This window comes from Sulfuricurvum sp. (genome assembly GCF_028681615.1).
Classification (GTDB): Bacteria; Campylobacterota; Campylobacteria; order Campylobacterales; family Sulfurimonadaceae; genus Sulfuricurvum.
Map to the genome: position 1 here is coordinate 22,552 of NZ_JAQUHV010000019.1, position 13,374 is coordinate 35,925.

The following is a 13,374-nucleotide window of genomic DNA, read 5'->3' on the forward strand; positions in this document are numbered from 1 at the left end:
TTAAACCGCCAAACCTTTGAGACGGCAGATTGCCAACTCATGATGGACGCGCAATGTCATCTCTGTAATAAACTGTCCGGCATTGACATCATCACCGCTAGGGATATCTTTTGAAAATGTTGGACGATAAACTACTGGGTTTACGAACTCAGGGTTATATGCCAAAATCTCATCCTGAGCCAAAAATGGGCTTACAATAACTTTAATATTGTTACCGTATGCCGTATTCCCGATCATTGTAATGTTATTATCTAAACGCTCCGAAGCGAACGAAGTTCCGGTAGTTTTAGAGAATAAAATGTCATCAAGCGCATCTTTTTGAGTATCGTTCATCATCAAAATACGTACCGGCATATTGCTAAAGAAACCAGGTTTCAAAATCTCACGCAGAATCTTCCACGTCAAAGCAGTACCAACACCTGCTACAGACATATCGAAGTCATTATTTACGGTAAGGAAATGTTTTACACCACCCAATTTACCAGCTACTTTTGCGCCTACAGTATTGTCACGCTGTACCGGAGCAGTAGCACTTAGTAAAGCACGTTCAATTGACATACGGTGATCGAATGAGCTCATAGCCATTTGACGGGCTTTTGCTTTTTTACCGTCGGTTTCAGTACCTACATCTTCCGAACCGGTTACACCATAGGTATCTTTGAAAATTTGGTAATGATTTTTTGCATTTCCACCTCCAAATTTAGTTGCAGGGGCAGGAGCTGAGCCCTCATCATACGCATTGGTATCACTACCTTGTGGAATATTCATATAATTCCACTCATGACCAAAAGATGAGTTTGTGTCACTCGCTGGTGCTTTAGCAGTCAATGATGCAAAAAATGGGGTTGTTGTCCACCCAATCTCTTTAATATCATTAAAAAGATCCGCTCTACGACCAAACTTATCCGTTGTACTTAATAATCCTTCCATCTAATGCTCCTTACGCATATTTCATAAACAGTTCGGTGTGATCTTCGATCGAACCGTTACCGCTATTGATCTTCTTGATAAGATCACCTCGATCGCTTTCACCTGATACATTCCGTCCGCCGTTCACTTCATCGGCTTTAACGCTCTTAGGTGCCAGTTCCCGCATCCATAAAAGTTCCCACCCTTTAGGGTCGTTAAGATCTTCTGCTTTTTTCGGATCGGTTTTAAAGAGCTCATTGAGATACTCACCCACTTTTTTGATATCAAATCCCTCATGACGGGATGCGATATCACTTACGGCGGCATTGACCGCCTTTTCCTGACGATACTCATTTATGGGTTCGACCAGCTCCGCCAGTTGTGCTTTGGATAGCGTGATATGCTCATCGCCGGCAGGGGCAGGGTTTGGATTGGACGGGGGAGTAGCATCACCTGGCAGTTCATCTCCACCGCCTTCTCCACCTCCGGCATCGCCCGGTTCATCGAACCAGCACGCGAAAGCCATCATCAGGATATGAAGAAACTTTTTCATTGCGCAGCTCCGGTATCTCCGGTACCAGTTCCACCGGATCCAGCTCCGTTTTCATCGGTTCCAGTTACTCCAGTATCTCCTCCAGCACCAGCACCGTTTTGACTTGATCCGGTATCAGCGGTACTGCCGGGATTTCCGTTTTGTACAGCTTCAGCAGCTAAACGTGCTCGCTTCTGTGCCGCAGTCTCTTTTGGTACCGCAGACGCTTCCCGCTCACGCATCTCATCTTTGGAGATAAGTCGGCATTTTTTATCTGCACCGCGTACCAGCGTATCACCGATATTTCCGGTCATAAATTGATGACCTTTATCCGTTTGACGGATTCCCGATTCGTGTTTTTTGACGATCACACCGAGATCCGTTTCACCCTCTAATAAAACAGCCATATCATCCCCTTGTTTTAAATTATCATTTAAACTATAACGCCCTCTCAACACCACTTTTTACACTTTTATGCGCTTCCGGCGGCCAAAAGCATTTTTTCGCGCTCTTCTTGTGGATCGATACCCTCCTCTGCTGGTTTTTCTGCGGACTCATTTGGATTTTCACCTGGATTAGTTGGAGGCTGCGGAGTAGGTGAGAGCATATCAAACAGCTTGGTATTCTCACCAAGCTTCAAAGTAACGATCTGTTTCGTCACTTCGTTTATAAATCGCGTCTCATCGAGATTATTCGGGTCACGGTTTTGGAGGAACATTTGCACGATAGAGAGCAGATCATTGATCTTCGCATCTTTATTGATCGAGCTTCCAAACTTGATACTGAGGTTAAAATCATCCAGTTCCCGTTTTCCATATTTTCCGAGAGGGAAATCGTTACGTTCCGTGAGCTTATGGATCAGATCATCAGTAGTATGTTTGATAGCAAGATAAACGAAATTTTTAGCCCAATGGTGAAAGAGGGTATCGGATATGAGTAGTATCATATCCTCGATGCGTGGAGAGCTATTCGCATTGATGATAGAAAGCGATGCGGCAGATCGTCGATCGCTTGCACTCGTTCCGCCGCGCATGATCCCATTCACCCCGCTAGAATCTTCGAGATCTTGTTTCGTTAGAACAGCGAGATCGTTATCGAGACTTACTTCGCTAGGAGTTTGACGCTGCTGAAAATTATCGCCCGTAATTTTCCCCGAAAACTTGATCGCGCTTCCGGGGCCTTTTTTCAGATCAAAAGGATTGAGTTTGATCCCGTCTCCGACAAAATAGGTCGGGTTGATCTTCTCTTCTTGGATATCGTTTTTCTGATTGCGCTTGATATTAATCTCATCCTGTATCTCTTTGAGCATCCATACCAGCGTACCGCCATAAACGAGGATTTGATCTTTTTGCAGATCGATATCCTGATACTTGTACTCATCGATCGCATACCCGTATTGGAACGGATTGCGCTCAAACACCGTCTCACGCATCAGCTTACCGTCACAAAACGTCCTACATGACCATTTTTTACCCTTACGCTTTATAAGCTCTTCGATTTTATAGCGTTTGGAAAATTTCTCTTCCGGGTTATTTCCGAAAAAATCTTTTTTCTTTATCTTGTAAAATTTGCGATCGATCTTATCCATGATCGTATTACCGCTCTCGTAAAAACGATATGCCAGGTATTGAACATCATCGATATCGGTAGCCTCATAATCAAACGCGATATCTTTGATGAAAATATCCTGAGTACGGATACGATCATTATCCCAATAACTTATTACAATTCCCAGCCCCATAGTGAGAGCAGACCAAAACGATCGAGCCAGCTTCTTATACGGTTTATCTTTGTCATACCAATACTTCACTACCGTAGTAGCGACATTCGCTTTGTCTTTATCACTGTCTCCGATATAGGTAATCTCGATAGGACAACCGGCAGAGAAAAATGACGTGGTAAAAATCGACTTAGTGATATTGATGATATTTCGGATTACCGGGATAAAAAGTTTAGATCGTTTTGTTTTTTTGAGTTTGTTCCACTGCTTTTCGCTGTAACGTGCATGATAATAGCGATCATTTCGCAGCCACTTTGCATGATATCTGCTCTGACGCGCAAATGCATCACCGATAAGTTTGTAATCTTGCTCTTCTGATTTTGAGAGTGCCATACGAAGCCTTAGAATAATTTTCCAAAGAGTACGACAGAGATAGGATCGGTTTTCACATTTTAAAATTTGGGTGTGAATACCATTTATACCTACTTAGAAAGAGATTTAGAAGTATTTAGCGTTCAGAGCAAAAATGCTCTAAATAGCGCAATCATCGAAGTTTAAATGATGTGAATAACTCATAAAAGTTCCGTTTACGGGAGAGAAAGTACCTTTTGCGGGAGTGTTTGGAGACGTTTACGGGAGTAAAAGTTCCGTTTACGGGAGAGAAATGCTCCATTTACGGGAAAAAAAAGGAGCCGTTTACGGGAAGATTATTCCCCTTTTTCTTCCTCTGTTTTTGTATTGAATGTAAATATTATTTTCTTAGAAGTACGATCATATTTGTACTCAAAATTTAGCAGTTCGAAGAGTTGAGGATAAGAGTTCTTGATGATCTTATTTGCCCGTTTAAAATCGCTCTCCTCCATACCTAGCAATGTGTTCATAGTATCAAGATCGACGGATATTTTTTTATTGAGCTGTTTCATAGATGATAGCCACTCATACAGCCGCTTTGCGTATTTGCTGGTAAGTCTGCGGGTTTTACGCATATCGATGATTGTAAAATTGTTTTGATGCTGTGCAATCGCCCGGCTCATGATCGGATTGATATGCACCTCAAAAGCATCTGAATCGAGATTAACCTCTTCAGCAAAATGCGATATCGCGGTAACGTGCAGATTATGAACTGTACGTCCGCTTTCATAGGTGTAGCTTTTAAATACTATCTCAGTTGTGAGCAGCCGTGAAAGTGCAGCGATCACCATTGTTTTAAAATCGTTACTTCGGATACCTAAAAACTTTTTCACATTGGAGTAGCGCAGTGTAACTACTTCATAATCGACCATATCCGGATCACGGTTCCATAGGCTTTGTTGAGAAAAATAGTAGATCGCATTAAAGAGGTCGATCTCAAACGCATCTAGGGTTATGATCTTTTGGTTCTCTTCGGATACGGACGGATCGGATGCGTCGGTCATGTGACCGCGTATTACTGGGTTATGTTTGTAGAGTTTTCCGCTCATTTTGTCTCAGGCCCAGTGTACGAATTATTATCTTTTAGTGCTTGTGTTGCTTTTGAAAGTGTGTTAATAATAAAATCGCACTGTATTTTAACTGTCATGTAATCTGCACGGATATCGAAGTCATTATGTGTTAATGCGCTTCCAATTTTTTCTCTAAAAGCGTTTATACTATCTAGTGCATTTTCGAAGATCACATTAGCTCGGTTAACGCCATTAAAATCTCTATTTGCAATTAATGAGGAGATATAAGCTGTAGTTTCTTTTGAAAACATGTTGCATTTTTTCAGTGTATCAATTGCAATATCATAGGGCTTTTCGATATCATCTATCTTATGCTTTAATATATCCATTTCTGATTTAGTAGAAAACATTGATAGTATATTGAATTTAACTGCATTAAAAAAGTTCATTTTGTCTCCATTTCATCTAATTTTATCCCCATTTCCTCCAATTTATCATAAAGCGTCGGACGGCTCACCTTTAACATGGCCGCGATCTTAACTCTACTTATTCCCATATCGAGATACTTTTGGATCTCTTTCTCTTTCCCCATGAGCTTATGCTCTTTATTTTTAGATCCCTCTACTCGTCCGACCGATATCCCTGCGGCTTTTTTAGATTTTATCGCCTCTTTAGTACGCATAGAGATCATATCTCGCTCGAACTCTGCAATGCTACCCAGTATGGATAACATCATTTTCCCGGCCGGATTATTATCGCTAATATCCAATCCCTCTTTTAGAAACACCATACGCACTTTATTATTGATAAGGGTTTCCGTAATAGAGGAGAGCTCTTTTACACTACGAGCTACCCGTGAGAGTTCAGTAACTATGAGAATATCCCCCTCTACCAGCGTATCAACCAAATCAAAAATCTCACGCTCTTTTTTACGGCTACTGATCGACTCACCCACATACTTATCAACATTCATACTATGCGCCAATGCCCAACGCATTATCTCGCCCATCTGATTCTCAGTATCTTGCGTCTCAGTCGATACCCGAACATAGCCCACCACTGCCATACTATCCCCTTTGTAAAATTCTAAACATCATTATAATTTTACAAACCTTAAATAATACTATTGTTTTAATATTGTATCAATAGTTTATTACTATTATTTAGTCCCATGCGCCAGTCAAATACTCATCATCGTAATCGTATAGATCAGGCTCGAACGTGCGCCCTTGGATGAATTGCAGATGATACGCCCGTGCATCGATCATATCATCGACACCGCTTTGGATATCGATGTTAAACGCGCCGAGCTGCGCTTCATAGTATCCGTTATTCGGATCACTTCGGTTATGGTAAATCTTTCGCGCCATATAGGATGGATGCAGATTCCCGATACGGATGTTTTTATTCACTCCGCCATGCCTCAGCTCTTCGATAGGAAGATAGATACCATGTTCTTTTTGGGCGACGTCGATCGTATAGAAAAAGTCGTTTTGCGCGCCGGCTTTCTCAATCCCGAACCGGATCGGGTGAAACGTCTTATAGACTCTCAGAGCATGGATCGACTTTTCAAACGGGTTCCAATGCCCTGCACTGATATCGAGATTAAATTCTCGTCCTTGACTGTCATGCCCTACCGTAAAAATACAGCTCTTATCTTTTCCGTCACTGGCCAAATCCATCGTAGTATAAACCGACAAAGAGCTGTACGGTATCTCTTCCCCATTATCGAGGATGAGTGCTTCGGGAGTATAGATTTTAACATCATGCGCGTCACGTACATTTTTAAAATGGAGATGCTTTACTTTATCGCTATAACGTATCCGCTCAAAATAGTTGTATTGCTCCCGCTTAAAGAGCATTTTCTCCTCATTTTGAGGAATACATAAGAACTCATTCGGGAACGCATTAAATAGCCCCTGCGCTTCAAACTCCATACGCATAGCTTCGAGCTTTTCACGCGGCCAGCGTGATGGCCATGCAGGGCTTCCGTCCTCTTTGTAGCACGGTATGATGATATACTTCCACTGCGGATTTTTGAGGATCTTGGAGAGTAGCTGTTCCGCGTGCATGATCGTGCCGACGATGAGCACGTCCCCATCCGGGTGCAGGGCAGGGAGTAGATCTTGGAAAAACCACTCTGCCAGTTTGTCACGCTGCGCCGCAGAGCGTACCAGCTCACGGCTTTCGATATCATCGGCAACGATAAACGTCGGACGGATATTATTATATACGTAACCGCGCGGGTCCTCTCCGGCACCGAACGCAGCGATAGCGACACGCTTTCCTCCGGTGACGATCTCGATCATGCTCTCGTTCCAAATATCCCCTTTATGGATATCGTATCCAAGCAGTTCCGCATCGATAATCATCCGCTTGATGTCACGGAGAAACGATTGCGCTTTTTTAGCGTTTTCCGAAACGATCAGGGTATAAGGCTCATGGAGCAAAAACACGCGGCTGAAAATATGGACTTTATTGAGGAGTGTCGATTTGGCAAAACCGCGAGACATTACAACCGCAGCGCGAGATCCGGCAGTATTAACAAAATCGAGGACCTGAGGGTGTATTTTTGGGGTAGCGTTTTCAAATATTCCAGGAGCGACTGATTTGGCAAGTTTGAGTTGTACGATCGGGGTCATCCGATCACGCAGAGCCTTAGGGATAACACTCATTCGAACTCAGCTTCCATAACTTCATCTTCGAGCTGTACGATTGTATTGGCGATCGCATTGAGGAAATCATCACGGCTAACTTTTGATCCGGCACCCATAAGCGCAGCACGATCCATCAGCCTATCCTCACGCCCTGAGGTAAGTGTCGCTACATCTTTGGCATACTTCGCCTCATCTGCTGTAATCCGTTTGCTGTCTTGTAGCTTTTGATAGATCGCTTTGAGTTCCCCCTCCATGATCGCATACGCAATAGAGTTTAACTCCCCGTTACGCTTAACATCCACCACCATAGCCTTAGCGACTTCAATCCCCACCGACTTTTTGATGTCATCCATCTTCTCTTCATCAGTGACTATGGAACTGGCGATTTTAAGATCGAGAAAACTTTCCCAATTAAACTTTTTACGCCACCGCTCTATCGCGCTCTTACTCGCCTCTATACTATGCTCACTCATAAGCACCTCAGAGAGACGACGATCCGATATCGTCTCAAAATCATTATCCAGCGTGGCCGATTCCAGCCACACGTCCATCGCCTTTTTTTGTTCCGGTGTCATAGTAGCGGTAGATTGGAGTTCAGACATCGATATTTTCGCTGTATTTTAATTTTAAGTATTCATCCACTAAATCACTGTATTTTGTTGAAAGTACAGAATACTTATTGATCAATTCTATTTTTTCACTCTCTAGTTCTTTGATCCGTTTTTGTAAATTTTCGATGGTATGCCCAGCTCTCATTGAGATAACATCGATCTCGATACACTCTCTAGGATGATACTCACCTATAGGCAGTTCAAAAAAATCAGTTTTACCACTCATTACGCCACTCCCTTAATCAATTCTACATATTTATAAGCTGATTCTTTTGCTGCTTCCGGGTTAGCATCAACTGCATGAGAGATTTTATTTTTCAGGGCAGCGAGCCTACCGTTACGTTTGATACCCATCTCTTTGTCGAGCATTTCGGTGATATACCCTCCGATCACTGATCCGGCACTTTGCAGTTTGTCCGATCCTGGAACGCCGTCATTGATATAAGCTAATGCATAGCGCTCTTTGATCTTTGCGTACTTTTTGAGCATTTGAGGGTTATACTCCCATAGTGCACGGATGCTCTCATTTGCATCGAATGATACATTCTGAGCGGCATATCGATCTACTGTAGATTTCCATATACGATCAGCGATCAGTTTCGTTTTGATAAAAAGCTGGTACCGTTTATGATCCACCACTTTAGGACCGATAAACGGCAAAAACTTTACCCCCGATTGCAGATCGGTAAACCGCAAACATACCGCTTTAAGATTAGCAATAGCAGATGTGATCTCATCCTCTTTATACTCACCGAGGATGGTTTGGATCATGCTAACGAGAATAATGGATTGTTGAGTAGGTGTGAGTTTCATCATTCACTCTCCAAATCAATGATCTTATGCACAACAACTAAATCACCATTTTGAAAATATAATCCATAATAAGCCCACATTTCAGGATAGGATTCAAAACCAAATTCATCAGGAAAATAATGATCGTTATCGAAAAGAGATATAAAAGCAGGTATTGTTAATGCTACTTCAAACTCTGCTTTAAATTGTTCACCTTTAATGGTAAACTCTCCCGACTTATCCCGCTTCCGTGCGGTACGTATTTTAGTGCGATCTAAAATCTTTTGATCAAATGGAGATGTAAACAATAGGACTTCATTTTTTTCAATAGGATATGAATTATAAACCTCTGATTCATCTACTGCGCACTCTTCGGCGAGAAACTCTTTTTCAATTTGACTCATCCCCGTAACCTCTTACCTAAAAATCGATTTGCACCGTAAACACTCTTGCCTCGATATACCATCTCCCCTTTATCCCAAACCTCAAAACCGCCTTTTATAGGAATTATCCGCGCCATGTCGCATCCTTAGGATTTTCTGCCTCTCGTTCGGTCGGTTCACGATCGCATTGCATGACAACTATCGGAGTATTCTCTGCAAAAATTGCATGACAGGCTTCATAGCCTATTAACCATAGTTTCATCACTTACCCCTTTAAAATTTGCACAAAAGCAAGCCCTATTAACTTCCCCAACATGGAAAAAATTCCCATTAACCCAATCACCATAAAAATAGGAAGCCAATTTTTAAATACCCAATGAATAAATACATTGAATAAATTCTTCGGATTTTCACCCCAACGTCGACGAAGTTTTTGGAAAAAATACTTCCCAATATCATAGATTGCGAATCCAGTGATCGCACAGATCATCACATATATATCTTCCATCACCCTCTCCTAAAACGGTATTTCATCTTCGTTGATATCGATCTCAGGGAGATTATTCTCCGGCATAGGTGTGCGTGTCATCGTTCCGGTTCCGGTTATTTCCCCTGCTGCGTTCTGTACCGTTACGGGGATATTCCCATAACTCGGTGCAGCATATCCGCCATCGATGTATCCTCCCTCATTACTCTGAGGTTTTGGAGCAGACCATACCACATCATGAGAGTATGGAAGCGTCTCACCCTCTTTTGGTTTAGAGACATATACCGCAATATTGATTTTACCGCCTGGAGCGAGAGGGTGCTCGATATGCCCACCCTTATACTCCAAACCGCTCTCTTTACCGACCTTATTCCACAATGCACCCACACGTGCCGAGGGATACGGATATTTTGATTTTTGAGGAGCACGGTACCAAATTACATAATCGGGTTCGTTCTCGTTGCGCTTTGTCTCAGGTTTTACGTGCTGTATCGTAAACGTCGCACTCTCCATCATCGGAGGACGGATCACCATCTCCAAATACTTCACTTGTTTTTTAGTAGTTTTGTCCTCAAAACTCTGCATTGATATGTGTCCGATTGTCATTTACTCTCCCCTATGATTGAATTTAAAACAATTTCCGAAAGTTCACCAGGTGTCATATCCGCACCCTCTTTCGCCCATTTCACAATACTGTCTCTATCGTTAGCGATTATCTCTTCATATAATCCGAATATCATGTCATTAGCAGATATCATATTGGTAAAATAAATTGCATTTACCAAATTATTTTTTGTTTCATTGTTATGATCGATACGATCATTAAAATCCGGAAATACCCCGGTAATTATTCTTTCCATCGTGGTTTTTCCTGACGGACTAACCCCTCTAAACTTAATAGTGCTTCCCGGTATGTTTTTACCGACGAAAAATTGCAATGTTGCTTGTGATCCCTTATCCGGTAACACCTGATCTAAAAACTCCTGAAACTGCATTACTCTCCCCCTTTTTGTATAGTTTCCATCACACCCATCTCTAACCCGTTAATCGATATCTTGATATCGCTTTGGATCGAGAAACCGACCAAACATTTCAGCGGTTTAGATTCTTTCCAGTTCGGTATCAGTCCATCCCCTGCCGCATATCCTTTTGTTACGCTGACCGCATGAACCCGCTGAGTCGATATCTTGGTTTTGAGTTTCTCCGCGAGTTTGCTGGAGAAATTACGCTGCTGTATCGGTTTGATCCCTGCCTCTTTCGCCCATTCGCAATAATGCTGATAGATGAACTGAGTCGGGATCTTGATATTTTCATTGTAGATCAGTACGATATCATGGAGCTGACGAGCCATATCCGCTCTATCCGGTTTACCGCCCTCCCAAACGCCGAAGCACTCTTTGATATACGCATAGATCTGATCCGTCTCTACACGGTAATCCTCCATGCTCTCATCGATGATGCTCGATTTCGTAAACTTGTTATTGTTCTTGACAAAACGGAGCATCCCCTCGATAGCCCAGTTGAGAACTCCGGGGAGTTCATTCTCCACGATCTTATGGACGAGATTAACATCCTGCTGAGATTCGGGGATCGACTGATCGAACGGTACGAGGATCATACGACGCGTAAGCGCATCGTTCATCCCGCCACCCTTTAGCTTCTCATTCCCGGCCATGATACACTTCGGCGGTTTTTTGAGGACGTAGGATTTATCAAACTTCGGATTGACTTGCAGCTCTTCCCCGACCGATATTTTCTTGATGTTCGATATCTGACCCTGATTGAGGATTACGTTGCTCTCCAGCTCCGTAGAGAGATTGAGGATCTTTCCGTTCAGCGCATCGAGTTCATGCCCGTGCATATTGAGCACTTCGAGATTGCTGACGCTGTTAGGATCGAGCAGCGCTTTGATGATATCGATCAGCGTCGATTTACCGTTACCCCCCGACCCGTACAAAAAGAGAAACTTTTGCACATACTTCGGCAAAAAGATATACCCGATATACTCCGCCAGGATCATCTGTATCCCCTCATCCGGTACAGCAGCATCCAAAAACTTTTTAAATAACGGTATCTTCGCATCCGGATCATACGCGAACGGCAGCACATACGTCATACCGTCCCCCTCGTCATGGTTCTTATGGGTGATGTTTCCGTTCGGATCGATCACGATCATCCCGTTTTGATGATTGATAACGGCGAACTTCTCCCATCGATCACGCAGATCGTTGATATGATACGCATTAGAGAGTATCCCCGCGCGTGCCGGTGATTTAAAGCTCGTTTCGTTGTAGCGCTGTTTGATGTTCACTTTCGAGAGTTTCAAAAAATCGTTAAAGGTATTCTCGAACTGATACGCTTCCACCCGTGCATAGTGAGTACCGCACCAGTACAGATACTCATTCCCCAGCTTCCCGAACCGCACCCCGATATTCTCGAAACTCTCTTCCCAGTGCAACACTACATCCGACGTTACGTGCTTTCGCAAATCTCCGAGGATAGTACGGTTAAAATATTTCAGCAGCACCGTATCCTCGATCGCATCGTGAAACACTTTCTCCGCTTTTGCCTGAGCGATTTCCCACTTTTTGAGTTCTTCGAGATCTTCGGGTTTTGGTGATGGTAGACGGGATAGCCGCATCGTCTCCGCTTTCGCTTCGTCTTTATTGATCAGCTCGTTCGCACGCTCGACCAGTTTCGGATAAGCGCCGCTCTCCTTATCGCTTTTGATCGCATCGACGAACCGCTCCAGCATAAACGCCAGTTCGGTATCGCGCTCACTCCGCAGCGGGGTGACGTTTTGCGCCATGAGCATCGCTACATCATTCCAGCTACGTGACACACGCGGACGAAATGCGCAGTATTTGAGTTTTTGGATCAGCGCATCGGGTCCGATATTCCCCACCTTAAGCAGATAATCAGTCGCGTCTGCTTTATTTTCCGCCTCAGGATCGAGCATCGACCAATCCACCAGCGTGAGCGATGCAGCCACCGCCTTGATCTCCTCGAACCGTCCGCGACTCCGCTTCCCATCCCCTAGATCACGCCCCAGTGTTCCATCACGTCCGGCACGGTCATTGTCAAACCATAGCACCACATCCCGACCGCGCAATAGTTCCAGCGATTCACCGACCCATCCGATCCCCGCCGCTCCGAGTGTCAGTGCAGGAACTCCGTAGAGATTCAGGTTAAGGGCATCTTTCTCCCCCTCACATACGATGATAGTTCCGAAATTATCCACATGGTGAAAAAGCGATATCGGAAAAGGATGCCCGACTCTCTCCCCCTTACCCGTGATCCACTTATCCCCCGAACGTCTCCCGACGATGATCCATTTCCCCGTTTCGGGATCAGTTGCGAAACTTCCGTCCTCGTTTTTATGATACGCGAATTTCTCCCGCACCTTTTCGTAGTGAAAAACATCCTCATGATGGTTATAGATAGCGATCGACTCATGCGGATCGCACCACCCGATAAACGCTAATGCTTCATCCGCGATCTCTTTGGCCGCACCGAACAAAAACGGAAACGACTTTTTAACCTCGTTGGGTTTATTCTCTAAAACCCATTGCAGAGCTTTTTGAGCTTTTTCCCATTTTGTCCGTACTTTCGCCATCACCTCTTCGGAGCTTTGCTCATTGATAACCTGAGCGTAACGATAGGCTTTTTGACGCTCTTGATAGATACGTTGCTGTTCGGTTTGTTCACTCATCAGCTAACCCAATAAAAGTTAGGTTTTCTTTTTGACAATACCGAATGAAACACTCTTGTACGCTTTCATCATCGAGCATTTCTATACTATGCCCGATAGTTCCACCTTTCCATGACCCCTTACGTTTTCCAACTTCTGCACTAAAATGAA

17 protein-coding genes are annotated in these 13,374 nt (G+C 43.6%); all 17 read right to left on the minus strand.

Going from position 1 to position 13,374, the window contains the following annotated elements; translation table 11 throughout:
* The 17 genes from PHE37_RS12530 to PHE37_RS12610 all read right to left on the minus strand — a co-directional run bounded on the left by PHE37_RS12530 (position 1) and on the right by PHE37_RS12610 (position 13,224).
* Positions 1-930 carry a DUF5309 family protein gene (locus tag PHE37_RS12530; protein ID WP_299995691.1) on the minus strand — a complete coding sequence of 310 codons (930 nt, stop codon included), beginning with the start codon at positions 928-930 and terminating at the stop codon, positions 1-3.
* Between the two features lie 10 nt (positions 931-940).
* Entirely contained in the window at positions 941-1,462 is a 522-nt protein-coding gene (locus tag PHE37_RS12535) for a hypothetical protein (RefSeq protein WP_299995689.1), read from the minus strand.
* Entirely contained in the window at positions 1,459-1,848 is a 390-nt protein-coding gene (locus tag PHE37_RS12540) for a hypothetical protein (protein ID WP_299995687.1), read from the minus strand. The genes PHE37_RS12535 and PHE37_RS12540 overlap by 4 nt, the downstream gene beginning before the upstream one ends.
* Positions 1,849-1,913: 65 nt before the next feature.
* Complete coding sequence (locus tag PHE37_RS12545) at positions 1,914-3,554, minus strand: hypothetical protein (RefSeq protein WP_299995685.1); 1,641 nt, start codon at positions 3,552-3,554, stop codon at positions 1,914-1,916.
* A gap of 314 nt (positions 3,555-3,868) precedes the next feature.
* Positions 3,869-4,621, minus strand: a complete 753-nt coding sequence (locus PHE37_RS12550; RefSeq protein WP_299995683.1) for a replication initiation protein — start codon at positions 4,619-4,621, stop codon at positions 3,869-3,871.
* Positions 4,618-5,031 carry a hypothetical protein gene (locus PHE37_RS12555; RefSeq protein ID WP_299995681.1) on the minus strand — a complete coding sequence of 138 codons (414 nt, stop codon included), beginning with the start codon at positions 5,029-5,031 and terminating at the stop codon, positions 4,618-4,620. Before PHE37_RS12555 ends, PHE37_RS12550 begins: the two co-directional genes overlap by 4 nt.
* The gene (locus PHE37_RS12560; RefSeq protein ID WP_299995680.1) at positions 5,028-5,648 is read right to left on the minus strand and encodes a recombinase family protein; all 621 of its coding nucleotides are present in this window, start codon (positions 5,646-5,648) and stop codon (positions 5,028-5,030) included. Before PHE37_RS12560 ends, PHE37_RS12555 begins: the two co-directional genes overlap by 4 nt.
* A gap of 97 nt (positions 5,649-5,745) precedes the next feature.
* Positions 5,746-7,257: a hypothetical protein gene (locus tag PHE37_RS12565; protein ID WP_299995679.1), complete on the minus strand. Its 1,512-nt coding sequence runs from the start codon at positions 7,255-7,257 to the stop codon at positions 5,746-5,748.
* The gene (locus tag PHE37_RS12570) at positions 7,254-7,841 is read right to left on the minus strand and encodes a hypothetical protein (RefSeq protein WP_299995677.1); all 588 of its coding nucleotides are present in this window, start codon (positions 7,839-7,841) and stop codon (positions 7,254-7,256) included. The genes PHE37_RS12565 and PHE37_RS12570 overlap by 4 nt, the downstream gene beginning before the upstream one ends.
* On the minus strand, positions 7,834-8,076 hold the full coding sequence (locus PHE37_RS12575) for a hypothetical protein (RefSeq protein ID WP_299995675.1): 243 nt from the start codon (positions 8,074-8,076) through the stop codon (positions 7,834-7,836). Before PHE37_RS12575 ends, PHE37_RS12570 begins: the two co-directional genes overlap by 8 nt.
* A complete protein-coding gene (locus PHE37_RS12580; RefSeq protein ID WP_299995673.1) occupies positions 8,076-8,666 on the minus strand; it encodes a hypothetical protein in 591 nt (196 codons plus the stop codon). Before PHE37_RS12580 ends, PHE37_RS12575 begins: the two co-directional genes overlap by 1 nt.
* Positions 8,663-9,046: a hypothetical protein gene (locus PHE37_RS12585; protein WP_299995672.1), complete on the minus strand. Its 384-nt coding sequence runs from the start codon at positions 9,044-9,046 to the stop codon at positions 8,663-8,665. The genes PHE37_RS12580 and PHE37_RS12585 overlap by 4 nt, the downstream gene beginning before the upstream one ends.
* A 103-nt stretch (positions 9,047-9,149) precedes the next feature.
* A complete protein-coding gene (locus PHE37_RS12590) occupies positions 9,150-9,287 on the minus strand; it encodes a hypothetical protein (RefSeq protein ID WP_299995670.1) in 138 nt (45 codons plus the stop codon).
* A 3-nt stretch (positions 9,288-9,290) separates the two neighbouring features.
* Positions 9,291-9,533 (minus strand): hypothetical protein, encoded by a 243-nt coding sequence (locus tag PHE37_RS12595; protein ID WP_299995669.1) that lies wholly within the window; start codon positions 9,531-9,533, stop codon positions 9,291-9,293.
* 9 nt (positions 9,534-9,542) lie between these two features.
* Positions 9,543-10,118, minus strand: a complete 576-nt coding sequence (locus tag PHE37_RS12600) for a DUF736 family protein (protein ID WP_299995668.1) — start codon at positions 10,116-10,118, stop codon at positions 9,543-9,545.
* Positions 10,115-10,507, minus strand: a complete 393-nt coding sequence (locus PHE37_RS12605) for a hypothetical protein (RefSeq protein ID WP_299995666.1) — start codon at positions 10,505-10,507, stop codon at positions 10,115-10,117. The genes PHE37_RS12600 and PHE37_RS12605 overlap by 4 nt, the downstream gene beginning before the upstream one ends.
* Complete coding sequence (locus PHE37_RS12610) at positions 10,507-13,224, minus strand: phage/plasmid primase, P4 family (RefSeq protein ID WP_299995664.1); 2,718 nt, start codon at positions 13,222-13,224, stop codon at positions 10,507-10,509. Before PHE37_RS12610 ends, PHE37_RS12605 begins: the two co-directional genes overlap by 1 nt.
* Between the last annotated feature and the right edge of the window lie 150 nt (positions 13,225-13,374).

Excerpts from the sequence above, each read along its gene's own strand:
- PHE37_RS12595 (WP_299995669.1), bottom strand. The coding sequence starts at position 9,533 with ATGGAAGATATATATGTGATGATCTGTGCGATCACTGGATTCGCAATC.
- PHE37_RS12610 (WP_299995664.1), bottom strand. The coding sequence starts at position 13,224 with ATGAGTGAACAAACCGAACAGCAACGTATCTATCAAGAGCGTCAAAAA.
- PHE37_RS12535 (WP_299995689.1), bottom strand. The coding sequence starts at position 1,462 with ATGAAAAAGTTTCTTCATATCCTGATGATGGCTTTCGCGTGCTGGTTC.
- PHE37_RS12605 (WP_299995666.1), bottom strand. The coding sequence starts at position 10,507 with ATGCAGTTTCAGGAGTTTTTAGATCAGGTGTTACCGGATAAGGGATCA.
- PHE37_RS12565 (WP_299995679.1), bottom strand. The coding sequence starts at position 7,257 with ATGAGTGTTATCCCTAAGGCTCTGCGTGATCGGATGACCCCGATCGTA.
- PHE37_RS12570 (WP_299995677.1), bottom strand. The coding sequence starts at position 7,841 with ATGTCTGAACTCCAATCTACCGCTACTATGACACCGGAACAAAAAAAG.
- PHE37_RS12580 (WP_299995673.1), bottom strand. The coding sequence starts at position 8,666 with ATGATGAAACTCACACCTACTCAACAATCCATTATTCTCGTTAGCATG.
- PHE37_RS12575 (WP_299995675.1), bottom strand. The coding sequence starts at position 8,076 with ATGAGTGGTAAAACTGATTTTTTTGAACTGCCTATAGGTGAGTATCAT.
- PHE37_RS12530 (WP_299995691.1), bottom strand. The coding sequence starts at position 930 with ATGGAAGGATTATTAAGTACAACGGATAAGTTTGGTCGTAGAGCGGAT.
- PHE37_RS12585 (WP_299995672.1), bottom strand. The coding sequence starts at position 9,046 with ATGAGTCAAATTGAAAAAGAGTTTCTCGCCGAAGAGTGCGCAGTAGAT.
- PHE37_RS12560 (WP_299995680.1), bottom strand. The coding sequence starts at position 5,648 with ATGGCAGTGGTGGGCTATGTTCGGGTATCGACTGAGACGCAAGATACT.
- PHE37_RS12545 (WP_299995685.1), bottom strand. The coding sequence starts at position 3,554 with ATGGCACTCTCAAAATCAGAAGAGCAAGATTACAAACTTATCGGTGAT.
- PHE37_RS12540 (WP_299995687.1), bottom strand. The coding sequence starts at position 1,848 with ATGGCTGTTTTATTAGAGGGTGAAACGGATCTCGGTGTGATCGTCAAA.
- PHE37_RS12590 (WP_299995670.1), bottom strand. The coding sequence starts at position 9,287 with ATGAAACTATGGTTAATAGGCTATGAAGCCTGTCATGCAATTTTTGCA.
- PHE37_RS12555 (WP_299995681.1), bottom strand. The coding sequence starts at position 5,031 with ATGAACTTTTTTAATGCAGTTAAATTCAATATACTATCAATGTTTTCT.
- PHE37_RS12550 (WP_299995683.1), bottom strand. The coding sequence starts at position 4,621 with ATGAGCGGAAAACTCTACAAACATAACCCAGTAATACGCGGTCACATG.
- PHE37_RS12600 (WP_299995668.1), bottom strand. The coding sequence starts at position 10,118 with ATGACAATCGGACACATATCAATGCAGAGTTTTGAGGACAAAACTACT.